The sequence below is a fragment of the Shewanella alkalitolerans genome (genome assembly GCF_019457575.1).
Taxonomy (GTDB): domain Bacteria; phylum Pseudomonadota; class Gammaproteobacteria; order Enterobacterales; family Shewanellaceae; genus Shewanella; species Shewanella loihica.
Genome location: NZ_CP080422.1, coordinates 467,430 through 486,653 on the forward strand (window position 1 = coordinate 467,430; position 19,224 = coordinate 486,653).

22 protein-coding genes are annotated in these 19,224 nt (G+C 56.5%); 11 read left to right on the forward strand and 11 right to left on the reverse strand.

The genetic code is table 11. The features are described from left to right. The first annotated feature begins 9 nt into the window (after positions 1-9). Both K0J45_RS02125 and K0J45_RS02130 read left to right on the forward strand, forming a co-directional pair. Entirely contained in the window at positions 10-1,182 is a 1,173-nt protein-coding gene (locus K0J45_RS02125) for an ABC transporter permease (protein ID WP_220044051.1), read from the forward strand. Continuing rightward, on the forward strand, positions 1,179-2,324 hold the full coding sequence (locus K0J45_RS02130; RefSeq protein WP_220044052.1) for an ABC transporter permease: 1,146 nt from the start codon (positions 1,179-1,181) through the stop codon (positions 2,322-2,324). Before K0J45_RS02125 ends, K0J45_RS02130 begins: the two co-directional genes overlap by 4 nt. A gap of 36 nt (positions 2,325-2,360) precedes the next feature. Here K0J45_RS02130 and yjgA read toward each other — a convergent pair whose 3' ends face one another. Continuing rightward, positions 2,361-2,900, reverse strand: coding sequence for a ribosome biogenesis factor YjgA (gene yjgA, locus K0J45_RS02135; RefSeq protein ID WP_220045195.1), 540 nt, complete (start codon positions 2,898-2,900; stop codon positions 2,361-2,363). Positions 2,901-3,049: 149 nt separating this feature from the next. On the opposite strand from yjgA, the gene pmbA reads away from it, so the two are divergent. From pmbA to arsJ, 5 genes are all read left to right on the forward strand, one after another. Next, the gene (gene pmbA / locus K0J45_RS02140; RefSeq protein ID WP_220044053.1) at positions 3,050-4,390 is read left to right on the forward strand and encodes a metalloprotease PmbA; all 1,341 of its coding nucleotides are present in this window, start codon (positions 3,050-3,052) and stop codon (positions 4,388-4,390) included. Positions 4,391-4,555: 165 nt separating this feature from the next. Further along, complete coding sequence (locus K0J45_RS02145) at positions 4,556-4,906, forward strand: metalloregulator ArsR/SmtB family transcription factor (RefSeq protein ID WP_434086785.1); 351 nt, start codon at positions 4,556-4,558, stop codon at positions 4,904-4,906. Positions 4,907-4,910: 4 nt separating this feature from the next. After that, entirely contained in the window at positions 4,911-5,945 is a 1,035-nt protein-coding gene (gene arsB, locus K0J45_RS02150) for an ACR3 family arsenite efflux transporter (protein ID WP_220044055.1), read from the forward strand. A gap of 35 nt (positions 5,946-5,980) precedes the next feature. Next, a complete protein-coding gene (locus K0J45_RS02155; protein WP_220044056.1) occupies positions 5,981-6,991 on the forward strand; it encodes an ArsJ-associated glyceraldehyde-3-phosphate dehydrogenase in 1,011 nt (336 codons plus the stop codon). A gap of 3 nt (positions 6,992-6,994) precedes the next feature. Continuing rightward, positions 6,995-8,224, forward strand: coding sequence for an organoarsenical effux MFS transporter ArsJ (gene arsJ / locus K0J45_RS02160; RefSeq protein ID WP_220045196.1), 1,230 nt, complete (start codon positions 6,995-6,997; stop codon positions 8,222-8,224). Between the two features lie 313 nt (positions 8,225-8,537). Here the strand turns inward: arsJ and K0J45_RS02165 are convergent, their stop codons facing one another. Continuing rightward, the gene (locus K0J45_RS02165; protein ID WP_220044057.1) at positions 8,538-9,023 is read right to left on the reverse strand and encodes a DUF2938 domain-containing protein; all 486 of its coding nucleotides are present in this window, start codon (positions 9,021-9,023) and stop codon (positions 8,538-8,540) included. A gap of 77 nt (positions 9,024-9,100) precedes the next feature. Between K0J45_RS02165 and K0J45_RS02170 the strand changes: the two genes are divergently transcribed. Together K0J45_RS02170 and K0J45_RS02175 are read left to right on the forward strand one after the other, a co-directional pair. Beyond that, positions 9,101-9,523 (forward strand): helix-turn-helix domain-containing protein, encoded by a 423-nt coding sequence (locus K0J45_RS02170; protein ID WP_220044058.1) that lies wholly within the window; start codon positions 9,101-9,103, stop codon positions 9,521-9,523. 204 nt (positions 9,524-9,727) lie between these two features. After that, entirely contained in the window at positions 9,728-11,101 is a 1,374-nt protein-coding gene (locus K0J45_RS02175; protein ID WP_011864230.1) for an alanine/glycine:cation symporter family protein, read from the forward strand. Between the two features lie 89 nt (positions 11,102-11,190). On the opposite strand, the gene K0J45_RS02180 is transcribed toward K0J45_RS02175, so the two are convergent. From K0J45_RS02180 to K0J45_RS02210, 7 genes are all read right to left on the reverse strand, one after another. After that, on the reverse strand, positions 11,191-12,291 hold the full coding sequence (locus tag K0J45_RS02180) for an ABC transporter permease (RefSeq protein ID WP_220044059.1): 1,101 nt from the start codon (positions 12,289-12,291) through the stop codon (positions 11,191-11,193). Then, the gene (locus tag K0J45_RS02185; protein WP_220044060.1) at positions 12,278-13,300 is read right to left on the reverse strand and encodes an ABC transporter ATP-binding protein; all 1,023 of its coding nucleotides are present in this window, start codon (positions 13,298-13,300) and stop codon (positions 12,278-12,280) included. The genes K0J45_RS02180 and K0J45_RS02185 overlap by 14 nt, the downstream gene beginning before the upstream one ends. Continuing rightward, positions 13,300-14,253: an HlyD family secretion protein gene (locus K0J45_RS02190; protein WP_220044061.1), complete on the reverse strand. Its 954-nt coding sequence runs from the start codon at positions 14,251-14,253 to the stop codon at positions 13,300-13,302. The genes K0J45_RS02185 and K0J45_RS02190 overlap by 1 nt, the downstream gene beginning before the upstream one ends. Before the next feature lie 233 nt (positions 14,254-14,486). Next, the gene (locus K0J45_RS02195; protein ID WP_011864234.1) at positions 14,487-14,660 is read right to left on the reverse strand and encodes a hypothetical protein; all 174 of its coding nucleotides are present in this window, start codon (positions 14,658-14,660) and stop codon (positions 14,487-14,489) included. 328 nt (positions 14,661-14,988) lie between these two features. Further along, positions 14,989-15,681 (reverse strand): TorF family putative porin, encoded by a 693-nt coding sequence (locus tag K0J45_RS02200; RefSeq protein WP_220044063.1) that lies wholly within the window; start codon positions 15,679-15,681, stop codon positions 14,989-14,991. Between the two features lie 239 nt (positions 15,682-15,920). Continuing rightward, on the reverse strand, positions 15,921-16,193 hold the full coding sequence (locus tag K0J45_RS02205) for an HU family DNA-binding protein (protein WP_011864236.1): 273 nt from the start codon (positions 16,191-16,193) through the stop codon (positions 15,921-15,923). Between the two features lie 255 nt (positions 16,194-16,448). Then, positions 16,449-16,859 carry a hypothetical protein gene (locus K0J45_RS02210; protein ID WP_011864237.1) on the reverse strand — a complete coding sequence of 137 codons (411 nt, stop codon included), beginning with the start codon at positions 16,857-16,859 and terminating at the stop codon, positions 16,449-16,451. A 265-nt stretch (positions 16,860-17,124) separates the two neighbouring features. On the opposite strand from K0J45_RS02210, the gene K0J45_RS02215 reads away from it, so the two are divergent. Next, positions 17,125-17,634, forward strand: a complete 510-nt coding sequence (locus tag K0J45_RS02215) for a DUF4240 domain-containing protein (protein ID WP_220044064.1) — start codon at positions 17,125-17,127, stop codon at positions 17,632-17,634. A 21-nt stretch (positions 17,635-17,655) separates the two neighbouring features. On the opposite strand, the gene K0J45_RS02220 is transcribed toward K0J45_RS02215, so the two are convergent. Both K0J45_RS02220 and K0J45_RS02225 read right to left on the reverse strand, forming a co-directional pair. After that, positions 17,656-17,955 carry a hypothetical protein gene (locus K0J45_RS02220; RefSeq protein WP_049766486.1) on the reverse strand — a complete coding sequence of 100 codons (300 nt, stop codon included), beginning with the start codon at positions 17,953-17,955 and terminating at the stop codon, positions 17,656-17,658. 182 nt (positions 17,956-18,137) lie between these two features. Further along, positions 18,138-18,449, reverse strand: coding sequence for a hypothetical protein (locus K0J45_RS02225; protein WP_220044066.1), 312 nt, complete (start codon positions 18,447-18,449; stop codon positions 18,138-18,140). 248 nt (positions 18,450-18,697) lie between these two features. Between K0J45_RS02225 and K0J45_RS02230 the strand changes: the two genes are divergently transcribed. After that, positions 18,698-19,219, forward strand: a complete 522-nt coding sequence (locus K0J45_RS02230; protein ID WP_220044067.1) for a DUF3016 domain-containing protein — start codon at positions 18,698-18,700, stop codon at positions 19,217-19,219. The last annotated feature ends 5 nt before the right edge of the window (positions 19,220-19,224 follow it).

The following is a 19,224-nucleotide window of genomic DNA, read 5'->3' on the forward strand; positions in this document are numbered from 1 at the left end:
TTGGCGTCCATGGGGCAACTCATCACGCGGGAACTCAGGCGGCTGTGGCAGTCGCCCTGGCAGCTCGCCCTGGTCAGCTATCTGCCCTTGCTGGGCACGCTCGCCCTCTGGTGGCTGTTTAGCGCCGGGCTGCCTCGCGCCCTGCCTGTTGCCGTGGTAGATCAGGATCAGAGCCAACTGAGCCGCATGCTGGTGCGTCAGCTGAGTGCCAACTCGGTGATCAGCCCTGTGAGCTATCAGGATATCGGTCAGGCACAGGCCGCCATGGAGAGGGCCGAGGCCTATGCCATGGTGGTGCTCCCCTTCAAGCTGAATCAGGATCTGATGATAGGGCATCAGCCCAGTATCGATATTCGCTACAACGCCCAGTTTCTGCTGGTGGGCAAGCTGCTCTCCAGCCAGATACAGCTCAGCCTGGCCGATGGCCTGAAACAGAAGGCGCGGCTGAAGCAGCTGGCATCTGGCGTACCGCCGGTGCAGGCGGAGATCAACCTGAATCTGATAGAGACTCAGAGCAGTGCGCTCTATAACGCCAACAACAACTATGTGGCCTTCCTGGTGCCGCCGATATTGATCGCCCTGGTGCAGATAGTGGCCATGCTGGTGTTTGCCAATGCCCTTACCGAGGAGCTAAGGCGCGAGACCCAGGCCGAGTGGTTTAGCCTAGGCACCTACCGGGTGCTGCTGAGTAAAATTCTGGTCTATACCCCACTGCCGATGTTGCAGCTGGGACTTGTCTACGCCTGGCTCTATGGCTATCTGGGATTGCCGATGCGCGGCTGCCTGGGTCAGCTGCTCCTCGCCCAGCTGGTGATGCTCCTGGCGGTGTGGCTTATCGTGCTGGCCATCTTCGCCCTGCTGCAAGATTCGGCCCGGGTGATCAGCTTCTGCACCGCCTTGTTTGCGCCGTCATTCGCCTTCATGGGGGTGACCTTCCCCACCCACGAGATGCCGCTTCTGGCACAGTGGTGGCGACAGATCATGCCCTCGAGCCACTATGTCGATACCCATATCGGCGTCATCGCCTATGGTCAGGAGACTCAGGCATTAATCTCTCAGCTGTCTAGCTACTGGGGCTTCCTGCTGTTGCTGCCTGTGGTCGCCTTGATGCTGGCTAAGATGCGCCGGGAACAGACTGGCGAGCAGCTGGACCAGGCGCAGATAACGGAGGGGCAGGGATGAACTTTTTTGCCCTGATGTTTGAAGAGCTTAAGGCTATCGTTACCGACAAGGCGATCGCCATCACCCTGTTTGGCGGGGTGATCTTCTATTCGGTACTCTACCCCTTGCCTTACCTCAACGAGGTGCCGACCCGGCAACAGATTGTGGTGGTCGATGGCGATCACTCCAGCCTGAGTCGCCTGGTGATCCGCCATGCCCAGGCCAGCCCTAAGCTGGAGGTAGTGGCTCAGTTGGATGACCTGACCCAGGCACAGGCCGCCGTTAACTCGGGGCAGGCCCATGGCTATCTGGTGATCCCCGAGGGGTTTCGCCGGGATCTGCTGCGCCAGCGTGGCGTCACCCTGGCCTATGGCGGCGATGCCAACTATTTTCTGGTCTACTCTGCGATCCTCGAGGGGCTGGTGTCTGTGGGGATAGATGCGGGTAAATATATTCAGTTCCAGGGTCTGCTGGCCAGAGGCGAGGCGGCCAAGCAGGTTCAGCGCGAGCTTGAGCCGATTAAGCTCAACAGCGTGCCAGCCTTCAACCCCAGCCTGGGTTATACCTCCTACGTGGTGCCCGGCGTGCTCTTGTTAGTGCTGCACCAGACCCTGCTGATAGGCACTGGCATACTGGGCGCCGGTCAGTGGCGGCGTCAGGGGTATTGGCACAGCGTGGGGCTCGGGCAGCTGCTGAGCGCCAGGGTGGCCACCTTCGGCCTCATCTATAGCCTGTTTACCGCCTACTACATAGGCTACTGCCACTACTGGTATCAGGTGGGCGTGCAGGGCAACCTGGGGCTGGTCTGTCTGTTTCTGCTGCCCTTCTTGCTGGCCACTAGCCTGGCGGGTATCGCCTTTAGCAGCCTGTTTGTGCGCCGGGATCTGCCGACCCAGGTGCTACTGCTGATCTCCATGCCCATCCTGTTTGTGTCGGGTTTCGTCTGGCCGGTGGAGCTGATCCCTGCGCCGCTGCAGGCCGTGTCTCAGCTGATCCCCGGGGTGGTGACCATCAAGGGGATGTTACAGCTTAATCAGATGGGGGCGGACTGGCAGAGCGTCGCGCCGCTATGGTGGCAGCTGTGGGGCCTGGTGCTCTTCTATCTGCTGCTGGCCTATCTCGGGCTGCGCCTCAGACTCGAGACAAGAAAAAGCCCGCACTAGCGGCGGGCTGTTTCATCTTTCGTTTAAGGCTGGTAGCTATTCGCCTGTCTCGGCGCGCAGATACTTCACCAACTCGGCGGCTGACTTAGAGGCCACCTCAGGCTGTTTAGCTAGCTCCTTGTTGGCCTGTCTCACCAGCTGACGCAGCTTCTGGCGCTCAAGGCCGGGATGCTGCTCGAGCAGGGCCTGAATCGCCTCATCACCACCTGTCAGCAGATGATCTTTCTGCTTCTCGGCGACGTTCTGCTTAGAGCTTTCGTTGCGGTTCTGGTTAAGCACGTTCTTCAGGTTTTCCTGCAGCTCGTCGATGTCGACGCTGCGCATCAGCTTGCCCACATAGTGCAGCTGGCGACGGTGAGCCTCGCTGTTGATACGGATAGTCTTGGCTTTCAAGATGTTGTCGTGTAGCAGCTCATCTAGCTCAAGCTTCTTCAGCTGACTCTTGCTGAGGGAGACCAGTTTCTTACCTAGCTCTTGGTAAATGGCAATTTCGCGCTTTATATCGGCTCTGCTGACGTAATCATCGTCATGATCGAAGGGCTGTTTAAAGTGTTCTGAGTCGCCAACAATATTCATCATTAAAAAATCTCTGGGGTCCAAGCCATAACTCCCCTAATCATAACATTTCCGGCCAATATCGCCTACGAAACGACTCAGTTATTTAATGTGAAAGCCCGACGGGTTTGCTATGCTACGGCCACGATTGATAACAAAAGAGTAGATCTGTGGCTTCTCCAAGCATCGAAACCGAATTGAATTCATTGAAAGACGCCGTGTCTATGGCATTGGAATATGCCGCCAAGTTGGGCACCTCGGGGGCCGAAGTGGCCATCAGCAAGCAGCAGGGACTCTCTGTCTCGACGCGCTTGAAAGAGGTTGAGACAGTTGAGTTTAATAAAGATGGTGCGCTGGGGATCACCCTGTTTCGAGATGGCTGCAAGGGGAGCTCGTCGACCTCAGATCTGAGCCCTGAGGCGATTCGCCGCGCCGTGAAGGCCGCCGACGATATCGCTCGCTTCACCTCGGAAGACCCATTTAATGGCCTGGCCGATGCCGAGCTGATGGCTAAGCAGATCGACGATCTCGAACTCTACTATCCCCACGAGACTACGCCCGCAGAGCTCGAAGCCCTAGCGGCCCGCGCCGAAACTGCGGCCCTAGATGCCGATGCCCGCATTAAAAACTCCGACGGTGCCAGCGCCAACGCCCATACGGGTGCCAAGGTGTATGGTAACAGCCATGGTTTCCTCAACGGTTACGTCAGCTCACGCTACAGCCTGAGCTGTGTGGTGATCGGCGAGCAAGATGGCCATATGCAGCGTGACTACGACTATACTGTCGCCCGCCGCTTCGACGACCTGTGGACGCCAGAGGCCGTGGGCCAACAGGCAGCCAAGAAGACACTGAGTCGTCTGGGCGCGCGTAAGATTGCGACCACTAAGCTGCCTATTCTGTTCGCCCCCGATGTGGCCACCGGCCTCATGGGGCATCTGGTAGGCGCCATCAGCGGCAGTAGCCTGTATCGCAAGTCGAGCTTTTTGCTCGATGCCATAGACACCCAGATCTTCCCCGAGTGGTTCACCATCGCCGAGCAGCCGCACCTCAAGGGCGCGCTGGCCAGTGCCTGGTATGACAGCGAAGGGGTGGCGACAGTCGATCGCAACATCATCGACAGCGGCATACTCTCGACTTACCTGCTGACCAGTTATTCGGCGCGCAAGTTAGGGCTGACTAACACAGGCCATGCCGGTGGCATCTACAACTGGACGTTGTCCCATACTGGCCAGACCTTCGATGAGCTGGTGAAACAGATGGGCACAGGCCTTATCGTCACCGAGGTGATGGGTCAGGGCGTGAATGGCGTGACCGGCGACTATTCTCGCGGCGCCGCCGGATTCTATGTGGAGAATGGCGAGATCCTCTATCCAGTGGAAGAGATCACCATAGCCGGTAATCTCAAGGAGATGTACCGCAACATGGTTGCCGTGGGTAAGGAGCAGGACCTGCGCTCCTCTATCCGCACCGGCGCTATTCTGCTCGACGAGATGAAGATTGCCGGTAACTAATCCTCGGGCCTGATTAGCCTGATGTTTTTAGCGACCTTAAAGCGAGCCCGATGGCTCGCTTTTTTGTGCGTTAAACTAATCTGCCAGGGCATAAATGTGGTCATCACGACTTGTATATATGGAAAACCATATATATGCTTAGCCATATATTTGCTTGAGGATCTATTGATGGCTGTCGCAATCTTTAAAGCCCTGTCCGATGAGACCCGTCTGCTGAGCCTGCTGCTGATCCAGGCCGAGGGCGAGCTGTGTGTGTGCGAGTTGATGGTGGCGCTGGACGAGAGTCAGCCCAAAGTCTCGCGTCATCTGGCGCAGCTACGCAAGGCCGAGCTGCTGAGCGATCGCCGCCAGGGCCAGTGGGTGTTCTACCGTATTAACCCTGAGCTGCCCGACTGGGCGGGCGAGGTGATCCAAAAGACGCTGGCGGGCAACCCTCAGCTGTTGAGTCAGGCCCAGGCCAGGTTGGCCGAGATGGGTCAGCGCCCCGAGCGGGTGCAAGTCTGTTGTAAGGGATAAAGCCATGGGATTATTTGAGCGTTATCTGAGTGTCTGGGTGGGGCTGGCCATAGTCGCCGGCGTCGGCCTGGGTTATCTGCTGCCGCAGCAGTTTGCCTTGATCGCCTCGTTCGAGTACGCCAGCGTCAATCTGCTGATTGCTGTGCTGATCTGGGTGATGATCTATCCCATGATGGTGCAGATCGATTTCTCTGCGGTGAAGGATGTGGGCAAGCGCCCCAAGGGGCTGCTGCTGACCCTAGTGGTGAACTGGTTGATCAAACCCTTTACCATGGCGCTGCTGGGCTGGCTCTTCTTTCGTGTACTGTTTGCCTCCTGGGTAGACCCTCAGACCGCCAGCGAGTATATCGCCGGCATGATCTTACTGGGCGTCGCGCCCTGTACCGCCATGGTGTTTGTCTGGAGTCAGCTCACCAGGGGCAATCCTAACTACACCCTGGTGCAGGTGTCGGTGAACGACATCATCATGGTGTTCGCCTTCGCCCCCATCTGCGCCTTCCTGCTTGGGGTGAGTGATATACAGGTGCCCTGGCAGACGCTGCTGATCTCCGTGGTGCTCTATGTGGTGCTGCCCCTAGTGGCGGGCATAATGACACGCAAGGTATTGAATAAAAAAGGTCACGCTTTGAGTGTCGAGGCCTTTGTTGCCCGCCTCAAGCCCTGGTCTATCCTGGGCCTGCTGGCCACAGTTGTGCTGCTGTTTGGCCTACAGGCCAACACAATATTGGCTCAGCCGCAAAATATCTTGCTGATCGCCATTCCCTTGCTGCTGCAGACCTACGGCATCTTCTTCATCGCCTATCTGGCGGCCAAGCGGATGAGGCTAGAGCAGGATGTGGCGGCGCCCGCCTGCATGATAGCCACCTCTAATTTCTTCGAACTGGCGGTGGCCGTGGCCATCTCCCTGTTTGGTCTTCACTCGGGGGCAGCCCTGGCGACCGTGGTCGGGGTGCTGGTGGAGGTGCCAGTGATGCTCTCCCTGGTGGCCTTCGTCAATCGGGACAAAACCAATTACCTGTGCGGTCTGGGCAAGGCCTAGGCGATAAACGCGAATCTAACGAATAGGACGATAAGATGACAATCAAAGTGGGAATTAACGGCTTTGGCCGCATGGGACGCCTGGCGCTGCGCGCCGCCTGGGAGTGGGACGATATCGAGTTTGTGCAGATCAATGACCCGGCGGGCGATGCCGCCACCCTGGCGCATCTGCTGACCTTCGACTCCATTCATGGCCGCTGGAGCCATGATGCCGCCGTCGAGGGCGAGCAGATCATCATAGGTGACAAGTGCATCAACACCAGCGCCAACCGCGCCATCGGCGACACCGACTGGTCTGGCTGCGACCTGGTGATCGAGGCCTCAGGGGTGATGAAGTCTAAGGCGCTGCTGCAGGCCTATCTGGATCAAGGCGTGAAGCGCGTGGTGGTGACCGCGCCGGTGAAGGAGGAAGGCGTGCTAAACATCGTCATGGGGGTTAACCATCAGCTGTATGACAAGGATAAACATCCTATCGTCACCGCGGCCTCCTGTACCACCAACTGTTTGGCGCCTGTGGTCAAGGTGCTGCATGAGCAGATAGGTATCAAGCATGGCTCCATGACCACCATTCACGACATCACCAATACTCAGACCATACTCGATGCGCCCCATAAGGATCTGCGCCGCGCCCGCGCCTGCGGCCAGTCGCTGATCCCGACCACCACGGGCTCGGCTACCGCCATCACCCATATCTTCCCCGAGCTGAAGGGTAAGTTAAACGGCCACGCGGTGCGTGTGCCGCTGGCGAATGCTTCCATCACAGACTGTGTGTTCGAGATGCAGCGCCCCGTCAGCGAGCAGGAGGTCAACGCCCTGTTTAAGGCGGCCGCCGAAGGTGAGCTTAAAGATATTCTCGGCTACGAGGAGCGTCCGCTGGTCTCTGTGGATTACAAGACAGATCCTCGCTCCAGCATAATCGATGCCCTGTCGACCATGGTGATCAACGGCAGTCAGCTCAAGCTCTATGTCTGGTACGACAACGAGTGGGGCTATGCCAACCGCACCGCCGAACTGGCGCGTATGGTCGGCCGCATGGATAAGGCCTAAATGATGCTTGCCAGCCTTCGCGCCCTGCCGAGCGAGATGCGACAGTATCTGCTGGTAACCGGCAACTACTGGGCCTTCACCCTTACCGACGGCGCGCTGCGCATGTTGGTGGTGCTGCACTTTCATCAGCTTGGCTATTCGCCGCTGTCCATCGCCATGCTGTTCCTTTTCTACGAGATCTTCGGCGTGGTCACCAACCTGGTGGGCGGCTATCTGGGGGCTCGCCTCGGGCTCAATCGCACCATGAATATCGGCCTCGGGCTGCAGGTGGCGGCTTTGGCCATGCTCTTGGTGCCCAGTAGCTGGCTTGTCGTGCCTTGGGTGATGGCGGCCCAGGCGCTATCGGGAATTGCTAAAGATCTCAATAAGATGAGCGCCAAGAGCAGCGTGAAGATGCTGGTGGCCAAGGGGGAAGAGGGCAGGCTGTACAAGTATATCGCCGTGCTGACCGGCTCTAAGAATGCCCTCAAGGGGGCAGGCTTCTTCCTCGGCGGCGCCCTGTTGGCGCTGCTGGGCTTCAAGGGGGCGATCGGCCTGATGGCGGCTTTGCTGACTCTCGTCTGGCTGGTGAGCATCATCAAGCTCAAGCAAGATCTGGGCAAGGCCAAGAACAAGCCCAAATTCACCGAGCTGTTTTCCAAGAGCCGGGCGATCAACATACTCTCGGCGGCGCGCATGTGTCTGTTTGCCGCCCGTGATGTCTGGTTTGTGGTGGCGTTGCCCGTCTATCTCGCCAGCCAGTTTGGCTGGGACCATTATCAGGTGGGCGGCTTCCTGGCGCTGTGGATCATCGGCTATGGCGCGGTACAGAGCCTGGCGCCCAGAGTCACGGGCAAGGCCTGCGGCCAGGTGCCCGACGGGCGCAGCGCCATGTGGTGGGCAGGTGCCCTGACGCTGATCCCCGCGCTGATCGCCTATTTGATGAGTGGTGAGTTGGCAGCACAGGTGCCCGAGTTCAATCTCGGCGTGTTGCTACTTGGCCTGATGCTGTTTGGCGCCGTGTTTGCGGTGAACTCCTCCCTGCACAGTTACCTGATTGTCAGCTATGCCAGCGACGATGGCGTCTCCCTGGATGTGGGCTTCTACTACATGGCCAATGCCATGGGACGCCTGCTGGGCACTATCCTCTCTGGCTGGGTGTACCAGGCCTATGGGCTGGGGGCTTGCCTGTGGATCTCTACTGGGTTGCTCGGATTGACGGCGGTAATAAGCGTTGGGCTGCCGAAGCGTTAGCCTTGCAATGAAGGTCGGGCATTTAGGGGCGGGGCAGGCTGAATCTGACTTAGCTTTGTTGAAAGGTATTTGCAAATTTAATCATCTAGTTTATCGATAGCCTGCGGCTCGCTTTTGTGTAGATACAGCTGCTACACGCCGTAAATCCTTCCGTGGAGGCTCGACGATGGCATCCCTGCCATCGACGTCCGCAGCAGCATCTACACTCGTTCATTCACTCTCTTCGATTTGAGGGTATATGAATCATTAAGAGCTCAACACCTGAGGTCGTCTTTTCTCCACATAGTCCCACTCCAATTCATAGTCGTTCGTCTCAGTGAAAGAGTCGCAGGCCAAGCGCCGAGAGGTAGAGGCCGAGCCCGAATATACCGTGGGTGATCAGGCTGTGTAGTCGAGCTAGGCCAGGGTTGGGCAGACGTGAGGCGGCGATGCCTGCGCCCATGCCGGGTTGCATCAGCAAGAAGGGGGCGAGCACGGTGATTAGGCCCACCGCGAGGGCGGGCGCTAAGCTTGGCTCTGTGAGCCATTCCGATCCAGCGACGAGCAGCAAGAGGGCGGCAAAGCTGATGCCAATGAGATAGTGGGCCAGCCAACCTATGAGGGTCTCACCTGGGACGGGGGCGGCCTTTGCTATCGCTTGGTGACGAAATTGACCCTTAGGCATGTGGCCTAGCCAGCGGCCCACCAGATAATAGCTTGGCAGCGGCATACCCAGCAGGGGATGACGCAGCAGGCCCCAGAGATCCATGATGAGGGTGGCGCACAGGCCGATGAGGAGGCAGTCGATAAGGGGAGACATATTCATTCCTTTGTTGTGTGAAGCCATTGATATTGCTAGCTTACAACTTCAAGTCGACTTGAGGTCAAGGGAAGGATATGGATATTTCACAGGTCGCCAAGCGCTCGGGCGTGCCGGCGTCGACCCTGCGTTATTACGAAGAGCGGGGGCTGATCCGCTCGCTGGGACGTCATGGCATTCGCCGCCAATTTGGCGCCGAGGTGCTGGAGCGTCTGGCGTTGATCGCCCTTGGCCGCTCGGCGGGATTATCCCTCGATGAGATTGGCAGCATGCTAGCTACAGACGGCGATCCCCTCATAGATAGAGAGCTGCTGCTGCGCCGGGCCGACGAGCTGGAGCGCACCATCTTGAGGATGCAGGCGATGCGTGACGGTTTGAGACACGCCGCCAACTGCAACGCGCCCAGTCATATGGAATGCCCCAAGTTTCGCCGTCTGATGAAGGCCGCTGCCGCCGGTGCATTTGACCCGCAGGATAAGCCTTCTCTGCCAAGGCGTTAGCGGCTCGCTTGCGTCTAACGCCCTGAACATCCCTTGAGTCTTATTCTTCGGCGTTAGGCTCGCCGCTTCGGCTAACATCTCTCTTTGTTTCAATTTGTTAACAATCGCTGCTTTCATTTTGAACGCTTTTCGTTGTACTCTGGGATGCAATCAACAGAGCGTGGCGTAGATCACCAAAATAACGATAAAAACGACGAGGTTTGAATGGAAGGTATTACTGAATTTGTCAGTACGATCAACGGGTTCGTATGGGGTACTCCCATGCTCGTGATGATCTTAGGCGTGGGACTCTTTCTCTCCTTTGGCTTGCGGTTGATGCCGATCCTCAAGCTGGGTACCGGCTTTAAGCTGCTCTGGTCCGGACGTATTCCCGACAAGGATAAGCAGATGAAGGGGGAGATCAGCCCCTTCAATGCCCTGATGACCTCGCTGTCGGCCACCATAGGTACGGGTAACATCGCCGGTGTGGCGACCGCCATCTTTATCGGCGGTCCTGGCGCCCTGTTTTGGATGTGGTGTACCGCCCTGGTGGGTATGGCAACCAAGTTTTCCGAGGCCGTGCTGGCGGTGAAATACCGTGAAGTGGATGATAACGGCAACCATATCGGCGGCCCAATGTACTACATCAAGAATGGTCTGGGCAGCAAGTGGGCCTGGCTGGGTACCGCCTTTGCCCTGTTTGGCTCCTTTGCCGGTTTCGGTATCGGCAACACGGTACAGGCCAACTCTGTGGCCGATGCCCTTAACAGTAACTTCGGCGTGCCAACCTGGGTGACGGGTCTGGTGCTCATGGTGCTGGTGGGCGCCGTGCTGATGGGCGGTATCAAGCGTATCGCCGATGTGGCGGGTAAACTGGTGCCTTTGATGACGGTATTCTATATCGCCGCCGGTCTGTCGGTGATAGTGGTTAATGCAGCAGCTATCCCAGATGCTATCGCCCTTATCGTTCACAGCGCCTTCAATCCTGTGGCGGCCCAGGGCGGTTTTGCCGGGGCGGCAGTATGGGCGGCGGTGCGCTTCGGTGTGGCCCGCGGCGTCTTCTCTAACGAGGCCGGTCTGGGTAGCGCGCCTATCGCCCACGCGGCGGCGCAGACCAACAACCCTGTAGCCCAGGGCTTGGTGGCCATGCTGGGTACCTTCATCGATACCCTGGTGGTGTGTACCATTACCGGTCTGGCGATCGTAGTCTCCGGCGCTTGGACATCGGGTGAGAATGGCGCGGCGCTGACCTCATATGCCTTCTCTCACGCCCTGCCTATGGGTAACTATATCGTGGCCATCGCCCTCTCTATCTTCGCCTTCACCACCATCCTGGGTTGGAGCGTCTATAGCGAGAAGTGTGTGCAGTATCTGTTTGGTGTGCGCGCGGTAAAACCCTTCAGAGCCATCTGGGTCATTGTTGTTCCCCTCGGGGCCGTCAGCTCGCTCGACTTCATCTGGCTGCTGGCCGATACCCTGAACGCCATGATGGCGATACCAAACCTGATCGCCCTGTCGCTGCTCAGCCCAGTGGTCTTCGGCTTGACCCGCGAATACTTCATCAAGAAGCGTCAGCAGGAAGCAGAAGCCAGCAGTTAAGCAAGCAGCTAAGCCAACAGCTAAAGCCTGTGTTTGTTGAATTGAAAAAGCGCCCACAAGGGCGCTTTTTTTGTACCTCAGTTCTGGAATCAATCGAGGCGCTTATTGAAGCGCAGCGAGGCGACCAAGATACCGACCAGGGTGAAGCCGATAAGCCAGAGGGCATCGAACTGCATGTCGCTTAGGGCGCCGCCCCGCAGGACGATGGCGCGAATGATGCGCATGAAGTGGGTGGCGGGCAGCAGCTCGGCGATCCACTGGGCCGGCTTAGGCATGGCCTCGAAGGGAAACATGAAGCCCGACAACAAGATAGTGGGCAGTATGATGAAGATAGTCATCTGCATCGCCTGCAGCTGGGTCTTGGCGATGGTGGAGATGATCAGCCCCAGGGTGAGGCTGGCGGCGATGAAGAGCAGGGTACCCATCAGCAGCTGGGCGATGGCGCCATTGATGGGCACATCGAAGATAAGATGCCCAAGGCCGAGGATGATGGTCATCTGCACCAGCCCCACCAGGATATAGGGGACTATCTTACCCAGCATCAACTCTAACGGCTTGATGGGGGTGGTGATCAGCAGCTCCAGGTTGCCACGTTCGCGCTCTCTTACTATGGCCGCCGAGGTAAAGAGGATCATTGTCATGGTGAGGATCACCGCGATCAGCCCTGGCACTATGTTGACCGCCGAGCGCTGCTCTGGGTTGTAGAAGAGGGCGACCTCGAAGGTGGGCAGTCGTTGGCTGTCCTGGCCCGTGATCTGATCCAGAGGCATGTTCCTCAGCTGGCTGATGGCTGAGGCCACCATAGTATCTGAACCGTCGACCACCCATTGCCCCAGCGTTTCGCCGTTGGCCAGTTTCTCGGTAAGGTTAGGCGGTAATATCAGCGCCGCGCGCACCTCGCCACGGGTGATGGCGGCCTCGGCCTCCTCGGCGCTGGCGTAGTGCTTCTCTATGCTGACCACCTGGGTCACCTTGACGGCCTCGACGATCCAACGCCCGGCGGCGGATTGGCTCTGGTCCACCACCACCACGGGCACGTTACGCACATCGGTATTGATGGCGTAGCCAAACAGCAACAGCTGGATCAGGGGGATCATCACCACCATGCCGAAGGTGATGCGATCCCGCTTGAGTTGGCGGATCTCCTTGGTGGTGATCGACTTTATCCGTCTCAGGCTAGCCAGTAACATCTTCAGCCTCCCGAGAGGTTTTGAGTCCCTTGCCTGTGACGGATACGAAGAGATCTTCCAGGTTGGGCGAGACCAGGCTTAATTGGCTTGGATTTAGTTGGCTAGCGTTTAATTGATTTGTGCTCAGCGGTTCAGGCGTCGGTTGCCCTGCCATGGTGCGACTCTTCTCCAGCAGCCAAGGGATGGGATCTGCTATCTGCTTATCGACAAGAACCCGCAGGCGATCGCCGAGTTGGGCGGCGGAGGGGATCTCGCTGAACTGGCTCAGGTGTGACTTTAGCTGGCGCAGTCTGTGGCCGGCGATCTCTATGACATGTAGCGGCATCGCTTCGAGGAGCGCCTGAGGATTGCCCTTGGCACGAATGTGGCCGCTTTCCAAGATCGCCAACTGGTGGCAGCGCTGCGCCTCGTCCATGTAGTGGGTGGTGACCAGTATGCTGGTGCCGCGCTCGGAGAGATCGAACAGCTGCTCCCAGAAGTCGCGTCGGTTCTGGGGATCCACCGCCGAGGTGGGCTCATCGAGAAACAGCAGCTCGGGCTCGTTGATGCAGGCGCAGGCCAGCCCCAGGCGCTGCTTCTGTCCGCCGCTGAGGGTGCCCGCTAGCTGTTGGCGCTGGGCGTCGAGATGATAGGTATCGATCAGCTCATCTATCTTGCGTTTGCTCTCCCTGGCGCCCAGGCCATATATGTCGGCGATAAATTGCAGGTTCTCCCTGACGCTCAGGTCTTCGTAGAGGGAGAATTTCTGGGTCATGTAGCCGATGCGTCGCCTGAGTGCCTCGGCCTGCTGGGGGATGGCCATGCCGAGCACGGAGATCTCGCCCCGGGTCGGGGTCAGAAGGCCGGTGAGCATGCGTATGGTGGTGGACTTGCCGCAGCCATTGGGGCCGAGAAAGCCGTAGATGTGGCCCTTCTGCACCTTCAGATCCAGCTCGGCCACCGCCAAGAGTTCGCCAAACTGCTTATCGACGCCGCGTGCATCTATGGCCAGCTCCGCATTTGTCTGCATCAGGGCAGCTCCACCTGGGCTGGGATCCCCGTGGGCAGGCTCTGGGCCCTGTCGTCGAGATCGAACTCCGCCAAATAGACGAGGCGAGACCTGTCCTGCTGATTTAAGGCGTAATAGGGGGTGAAGGCCGGCTCCTTGCTGAGCCAGCGCAGTGTGCCGCTGAAGGGCTGCTCCTGACCGTCGACATGCACCTTGAGCTGTATCCCTATGGTGAGTTTGGCCATGGCGGGGGCGGGAATATAGACCCTGGCATAGGCGGCCTTGTCGGCCTGAATCGCCACTACCACGGCGTTGGCGGGCACTCGCTCTCCCAGGTTAAAGGGCAGGCTGTCGAGGCGGCCGTTGCGGGTCGCCGTGATGCTGAGGTCATCCAGCAGTTGCCGCGCCAGATCCAGCTCGGCCGCGGCGGCATCGAGGGCTGCCTGGGCCTGCTGAATATCTTCTTGGCGCACGCCGACAATCAGCTTACTCAGGGCCTCATTGGCGGCGTTGTGTTCGGCTATGGTTTGATCCCGGCTGGCAACGGCCTGATCCAGATCTTGCTGACTCACCAGATTCTGCCGCTTAAGCTTATCGATGCGCCTGTAGGTCTTTTCCGCCTGCACCATGGCGGCGGTGGCGCGCTCCAGATTAGCCTGGGCACTGGCGATATCCTCGGGGCGCTCACCATTGGTGAGCCTGAGCAGATAGGCCTGGGCCTTCTGCCACTGGGCCTGGGCGCTGGCGACGCGGGCGGTTTGTTTGCGGGTGTCGAACTGTAGCAGCAACTCGCCTTCGGTGACCTGGCTGCCCTCGCGTTTAGGCAGTGCCGTGATGATCTCTGAGGTGGTGGCGCGCAGGAGTACCCGGTCGCGCTCCAGTGTGCCCAGGGCCTGGGGAGGTTCGGCGCCCTGACAGCCGCTAAGTAGCAGGAGTAGCGGGGCTAGAAGGCGTAAGGATTTACTCAGCGTCATGGTGACCTCTTGCAGACGAACCGCTTGGAAGAATTATGACTATCAATAAGTTATGTGCTGAATTTAATCTTACACCAATTTAACCTGGGTAGAAGGGGAATCTTTGAGTCCTGAATTTGAGTGCTATATCCTTGATGTACTCAAGGCTTAGCGTACTCAACGTCGAGAGCAAACGCCTGCATGGAGCCTGGCCCCATGCAGTGGTCGCGCGAAGGAGGCAAAGGAGTCTGGGGTTAGTAGAAATCTCCCCCCATGGCGCGTTTAAGTGCCGCCTCTTCGAGTAACTCTTCCAGGCGACGTTTGACTTCGCGTCTGTGTTGCAACTCACAGGCGGCCTTAGGGTTTTTGGGTGCTGTGATCGCTTCGATTTCAGCATCGTTCGGAATAACATCGAGTAACTGAGCCATAGTGAAATCCTCGTCAAATAAAGTGCTTGTGCACTCATTTGGTGCCGCTTAGCACTGAGCCGCTTTAACATAAAGTTAACTGAGTCAAAGCGTTAGCTAGTTTAGCGTCCTAAGGCGTGAGCACATTAGCGAGCGCTAATGAGAAAAATAGCAGGGGATTTTCGATTTTTGTTTGATCGAGTTAACACTATTGTGTTTGTCGTGGATTTAGACAAAATGTGAGCGAATAGACGGGTGAACTGTTTTTAATTGACTGTTTTTAATTGAAATATTTCTAGAGCAATAATGAGTTGCCAGCTAAATTAGTGGCAACTCATTTAAATTTAGATCACAAATCGAAACTATAGCTGTAGCCAACGACCACTTTAGGATCGTCACCCTCGAGATCGGTATCGCTGACCAGGAAGGAGATGGTGCCGAAGTCGGTTTCCTTATCCAGAGACAAAGAGTAGTCGGCATAGTTGTCGGTATCGAACCAGGCGTTGACGACATCACCACTGGAGTAGCCATAGTGGGCCGAGATAGACAGTGTCTCCGACAGTGGGAAGCTGACGCCTGCGTTGATATAGCTGAGATCTTTCTCATCGAAAGGATCCGATGCCACGTCGCTGCCGGCATTGACCACCTTTGAATAGCCGATGCTGAACCACTTCCAGCTCAGGGCCAGGGTGACTTCACCGAAGTCTATGCTCGAATCGCTGTCTGGGTAGGCGTAGTAGAGATAGCTGATGTCATACCCAAAGTCTTCCCCTATGCTGCCGGCATAGCCGCCGTAGAAGTCGATCTCGTAGCTGGTGTCGTCGCCGAAATCCACATTGGACGCCCAGGTTCCGAGGTAGAGACCGCTGTCGTGTTCGAAGTCTATGCCGCCTTGAACCGCGGGCGCGTCTCCCGTCTGTGTGGCACCGCGCCACAAGTAGTTGGAGGTTGCGCCTATGTTGCCCGTGACGCTAGCGCTGGCCGGTAGGGCAACCATCAAGGTGCCCGCGAGTAGGCTTAGGGTTCGCAATGCTTGTTTCATACTCATTCCTTCTTATTGGTCTATGGGAGCGGCCCTGCCTGTTGTTATGAGTATTGTCAGGCCGCGTACAAGCTATAGCGAAGAGCGTGCCAAATATTTATCTGTTATTTTTCAAGTGTTTATATTATTTGCATCAGAAGTAGGCAACGAATTGGTTAAAAATGAGGCAGAGGATGCACTAGGAGGGTGCATAAAAAAACCTCCATGGAGGAGGTTTTTTCGACGGATTAAATACCGATTTAGTTTACGCTGTCTTTTAGCGTCTTACCGGCTTTAAACTTAGGTACTACAGCCGCTGGGATCTGAATTTCTTTGCCCGTCTGTGGGTTGCGGCCTGTACGTGCTGCACGGCTAGTGGTCTCGAAAGAACCAAAACCTACAATAGAGATTTTTTCGCCGTTCTTCATCGCTTCCGCTACCGTTTCTTCGAAAGACTTTAAGGCGCGAGCAGCTTCAGCTTTAGTGAGTTCAGCGCTTTCCGCTATTTTTGCAACAAGTTCAGTTTTATTCATTTGGATAGTCTCTTCTTTCCGTAGATTTAGTAATACCAATTACATTAGATACTTGCAATTGCTGGACTTAACATGCCACAAGCATCCCTATAATGAAAGCGGTTTTATGCGCTCAAAGGGTGCTTTCAGTCAAATTCAGTAAAAATTTAACCCTTGAAACAGAAGAAAGCGACCTGGATTTGACTGAATTGGCACGAAGGCCGGTCAGATAAGGGCTGGGGAGGAGATGGGATGTATACCTCCCCGATAGAGGGATTAAGCCTTGGTCTGGTCGCTGGTTTGAGCTGCCTGCGGCAGGTACTGTTTCAGTCCCTTAGAGAAGGCCATATACCACTGGAAACTCAGCAGTGCGGTGACAACTAAGGCGATGGCCCAGATAGGCAGCTCCTGACCGCGCACCACCACCTTAACGTCCTCCGGGGTGATCTGATAGGCGATCACCGCCGTGGCACCCAGCGCCGTGAAGCCCAGGGTCTGTATGCCGATATAGATCTTCAGCACCAGGCTTGCCCAGCTGGTGCGGGCGATGAGGCCGATGAGCACAGGGATCACGCCCAGGGTAAAGAGATCTAGGGTCTGGCTGTCCAGGGCGCGCCAACCGGCGAGGATGGCGATAACAATATAGAGGGCGATCAGTAGCAGTATGCTGGGACTTGGTCGGTTCATCTTGGCTCTTGGGTGAATGATTTGCCCCGCAGTGTAGAAAAATGGCGCAACATAGTCCAACGCTTTACTTAAATGTCTAATGCTTTACCTAAATGTCTATTGCTTTGGCTAAATTGCAAAGGCCATGCTGCCAGCTAGGCTGGCTTAGGGTAAGATGTGGCCTCTGTTTGGCCTGTCGCTTGATAAAAATGAGTCAGGATACGCAGGACAGGAGTAAATATGAAGGCAATCGTTAACCATAAACCACGTTTGGTATGAGAAGAGCATGAACGAGAATGAATTTTGGCAGTTAGTCACCCGCAGCAAGCCAGAGCAAGAACAGGAGAGCCTGGCGGCGGAGCTTAAGGCGAAGCTGAACGAACTCGACAACCAAGACTTGGCGGCCTTCGATAAGTTCTTCTCGCAGCAGATGCGCCGATCTTACCTCTGGTCGCTGTGGGGCGCCGCCTACATAGTGACCGGGTGTGACAGCGAATATGGCTTTGCCGAATTTCGCGCCTTTCTGATCTCCCTAGGGCAGGAGTGGTTCGAGCGGATACTGCTTAACCCGGATGCCTTGGCTGAGCTGCCGGCCTGGCCGGAGAAGGATGGCTATGCCTATCCCTTCGTGGAGGATTACGATCTGATCGCGGGGCAGATCTATGAAGATCGCACCGGCGAGGAGCTGCCCTTTGTGCCTTCTGGGCAGGCGACGCCTCAGGGCAAGAAGTTTTCGCCCAAGAAAAAACAGCTGAAGGCGACTTACCCTCAGCTGTTTCAGCTATTTCCTTTCTAGCGAGCCCTTACTAAGCCTGCTCTAGTAGCAGACCTGGCTATCGCTATCGAAGGTTAGTTCATGCTCGGCGCAGGCACCTTCCATAAACTCCTCTTCGGCCTGCTCCAGCTGACTGTCGAGATCGGCCTGGAAGCCGTCGAGCGTCTGGTTATCGCTCGCTTCTTGCTGCTGATCCAGAATCTGGAAGTGTTGTTCTACCGCGGCGCGTTCGCTGTCGCTAAGCTCATTGGCGTTGGCGCCTGAGATAAAGGCGAAACCAAGGATTAGCGAGGCCAATAGGGCGAATCTACCTGAGAATCTTTTGTGGGTTAGCTTGCTCATTGTCATAGCTCCTGTCGGTGTCTTAAATTCAATCTGTTGTCGGCATCTGGGGCTGTGTTTGCTGCGGCCCGAGTGCTGCTGCCGTTTCATTGATACCTATGTTAATGGCAATAGCTTGAACAGAAGCTGAATAAAAAACGAACAAATCAAATTGGCTCGCTGAGCGATGAAAGGCGGCTGACTCACTCCTGATTCTGCATGGTCTCGCACTGAAAGCCCTGACGGCTGTTGTCGAAGCGACACCTGAGGCCACACTCCCATAAGACATCGCCAAGCTCCTTGGCCTGCTCGGTGGCGAAGGCCTTACAGCTTTGGTAATCCACGAAGTCGTCGGTTTTCTTGTAGCGGCCCGAGTTGTAGCCATGGGCATAGACGAAGGCCGACCAGGTTTCTGGGGCCTGCTGAGTCTCCTCCCCTAAGGTGATCCAATAGAGGGCGCCGGCTAGCAGCGAAAAGAGGATGACGACGAACAGCAGAGAAGATCGATTTTGCATGATTTACCTTAGTTGATTCCCTTGCCCTGTGAGTCTACCCCAGGCTCGAAGCAAATTGATACAAAGGCTGCCAAAAACTGTGGGCTCGGGAGAAAAGGGTTAATTGTGCTTGTCCAATAGGTAAAAAGGCGGCGAAAAGATTCGCCAGGGTTTTACATTAAGCCTATATTCAGGTTAGCTTTTGTACACTCAGTGTTGTAATTAGACTCAATAGGTGTCCCAAGCTTGGGCGATTAAGGAGGCATAATATGAAGTTTCAATCTCTACTCTTGGTGGGGGCACTGGTGTCGCTAAACCTTGCCGCCGAAGAAGCCAAAGAGAATCCAATCACAGAGGCCGGGGTGGTCAAGATCACCTGGCAGGATACGGATAACTATCGTGACGTGAAGGCGGTGGGTGACATTCAGTCCCGCTATGAGCAGCGTGTGTTCGATACCCTGACCAAGAACCTCAACAAGGCCGCCGAGAAGACGCTTAAGCCGAATCAGAAGCTGGAGCTGGTGGTGACAGATGTAGATCTGGCCGGTGATGTACGCCCCACCTTTGGCGCGACCCCTAACGACATTCGTCTGATCGAAGATATCTACCCGCCGCAAATGACCTTTAGTTACCAAGTGCTCGACGGTGATAATGTGGTGATCGCCGGTGATGAGAAGCTCAGAGACATGAGCTTCATGCACACCACAGGCGTGATGAACGACAAGCCCCTGAGACACGAGTCTAAGATGCTGAGTGATTGGCTGAAGAAGACGGTGCAGCCCAAACTCTAAGGCAG

Coding starts and splice junctions, on each gene's coding strand:
- K0J45_RS02130 (WP_220044052.1), top strand. CDS start 1,179: ATGAACTTTTTTGCCCTGATGTTTGAAGAGCTTAAGGCTATCGTTACC.
- K0J45_RS02205 (WP_011864236.1), bottom strand. CDS start 16,193: ATGAATAAAACTGAACTTGTTGCAAAAATAGCGGAAAGCGCTGAACTC.
- K0J45_RS02215 (WP_220044064.1), top strand. CDS start 17,125: ATGAACGAGAATGAATTTTGGCAGTTAGTCACCCGCAGCAAGCCAGAG.
- K0J45_RS02170 (WP_220044058.1), top strand. CDS start 9,101: ATGGATATTTCACAGGTCGCCAAGCGCTCGGGCGTGCCGGCGTCGACC.
- K0J45_RS02175 (WP_011864230.1), top strand. CDS start 9,728: ATGGAAGGTATTACTGAATTTGTCAGTACGATCAACGGGTTCGTATGG.
- K0J45_RS02155 (WP_220044056.1), top strand. CDS start 5,981: ATGACAATCAAAGTGGGAATTAACGGCTTTGGCCGCATGGGACGCCTG.
- K0J45_RS02195 (WP_011864234.1), bottom strand. CDS start 14,660: ATGGCTCAGTTACTCGATGTTATTCCGAACGATGCTGAAATCGAAGCG.
- K0J45_RS02230 (WP_220044067.1), top strand. CDS start 18,698: ATGAAGTTTCAATCTCTACTCTTGGTGGGGGCACTGGTGTCGCTAAAC.
- K0J45_RS02225 (WP_220044066.1), bottom strand. CDS start 18,449: ATGCAAAATCGATCTTCTCTGCTGTTCGTCGTCATCCTCTTTTCGCTG.
- K0J45_RS02200 (WP_220044063.1), bottom strand. CDS start 15,681: ATGAAACAAGCATTGCGAACCCTAAGCCTACTCGCGGGCACCTTGATG.
- yjgA (WP_220045195.1), bottom strand. CDS start 2,900: ATGAATATTGTTGGCGACTCAGAACACTTTAAACAGCCCTTCGATCAT.
- K0J45_RS02165 (WP_220044057.1), bottom strand. CDS start 9,023: ATGTCTCCCCTTATCGACTGCCTCCTCATCGGCCTGTGCGCCACCCTC.
- K0J45_RS02210 (WP_011864237.1), bottom strand. CDS start 16,859: ATGAACCGACCAAGTCCCAGCATACTGCTACTGATCGCCCTCTATATT.
- K0J45_RS02180 (WP_220044059.1), bottom strand. CDS start 12,291: ATGTTACTGGCTAGCCTGAGACGGATAAAGTCGATCACCACCAAGGAG.
- arsJ (WP_220045196.1), top strand. CDS start 6,995: ATGCTTGCCAGCCTTCGCGCCCTGCCGAGCGAGATGCGACAGTATCTG.
- K0J45_RS02125 (WP_220044051.1), top strand. CDS start 10: ATGGGGCAACTCATCACGCGGGAACTCAGGCGGCTGTGGCAGTCGCCC.
- arsB (WP_220044055.1), top strand. CDS start 4,911: ATGGGATTATTTGAGCGTTATCTGAGTGTCTGGGTGGGGCTGGCCATA.
- K0J45_RS02220 (WP_049766486.1), bottom strand. CDS start 17,955: ATGAGCAAGCTAACCCACAAAAGATTCTCAGGTAGATTCGCCCTATTG.
- K0J45_RS02190 (WP_220044061.1), bottom strand. CDS start 14,253: ATGACGCTGAGTAAATCCTTACGCCTTCTAGCCCCGCTACTCCTGCTA.
- K0J45_RS02185 (WP_220044060.1), bottom strand. CDS start 13,300: ATGCAGACAAATGCGGAGCTGGCCATAGATGCACGCGGCGTCGATAAG.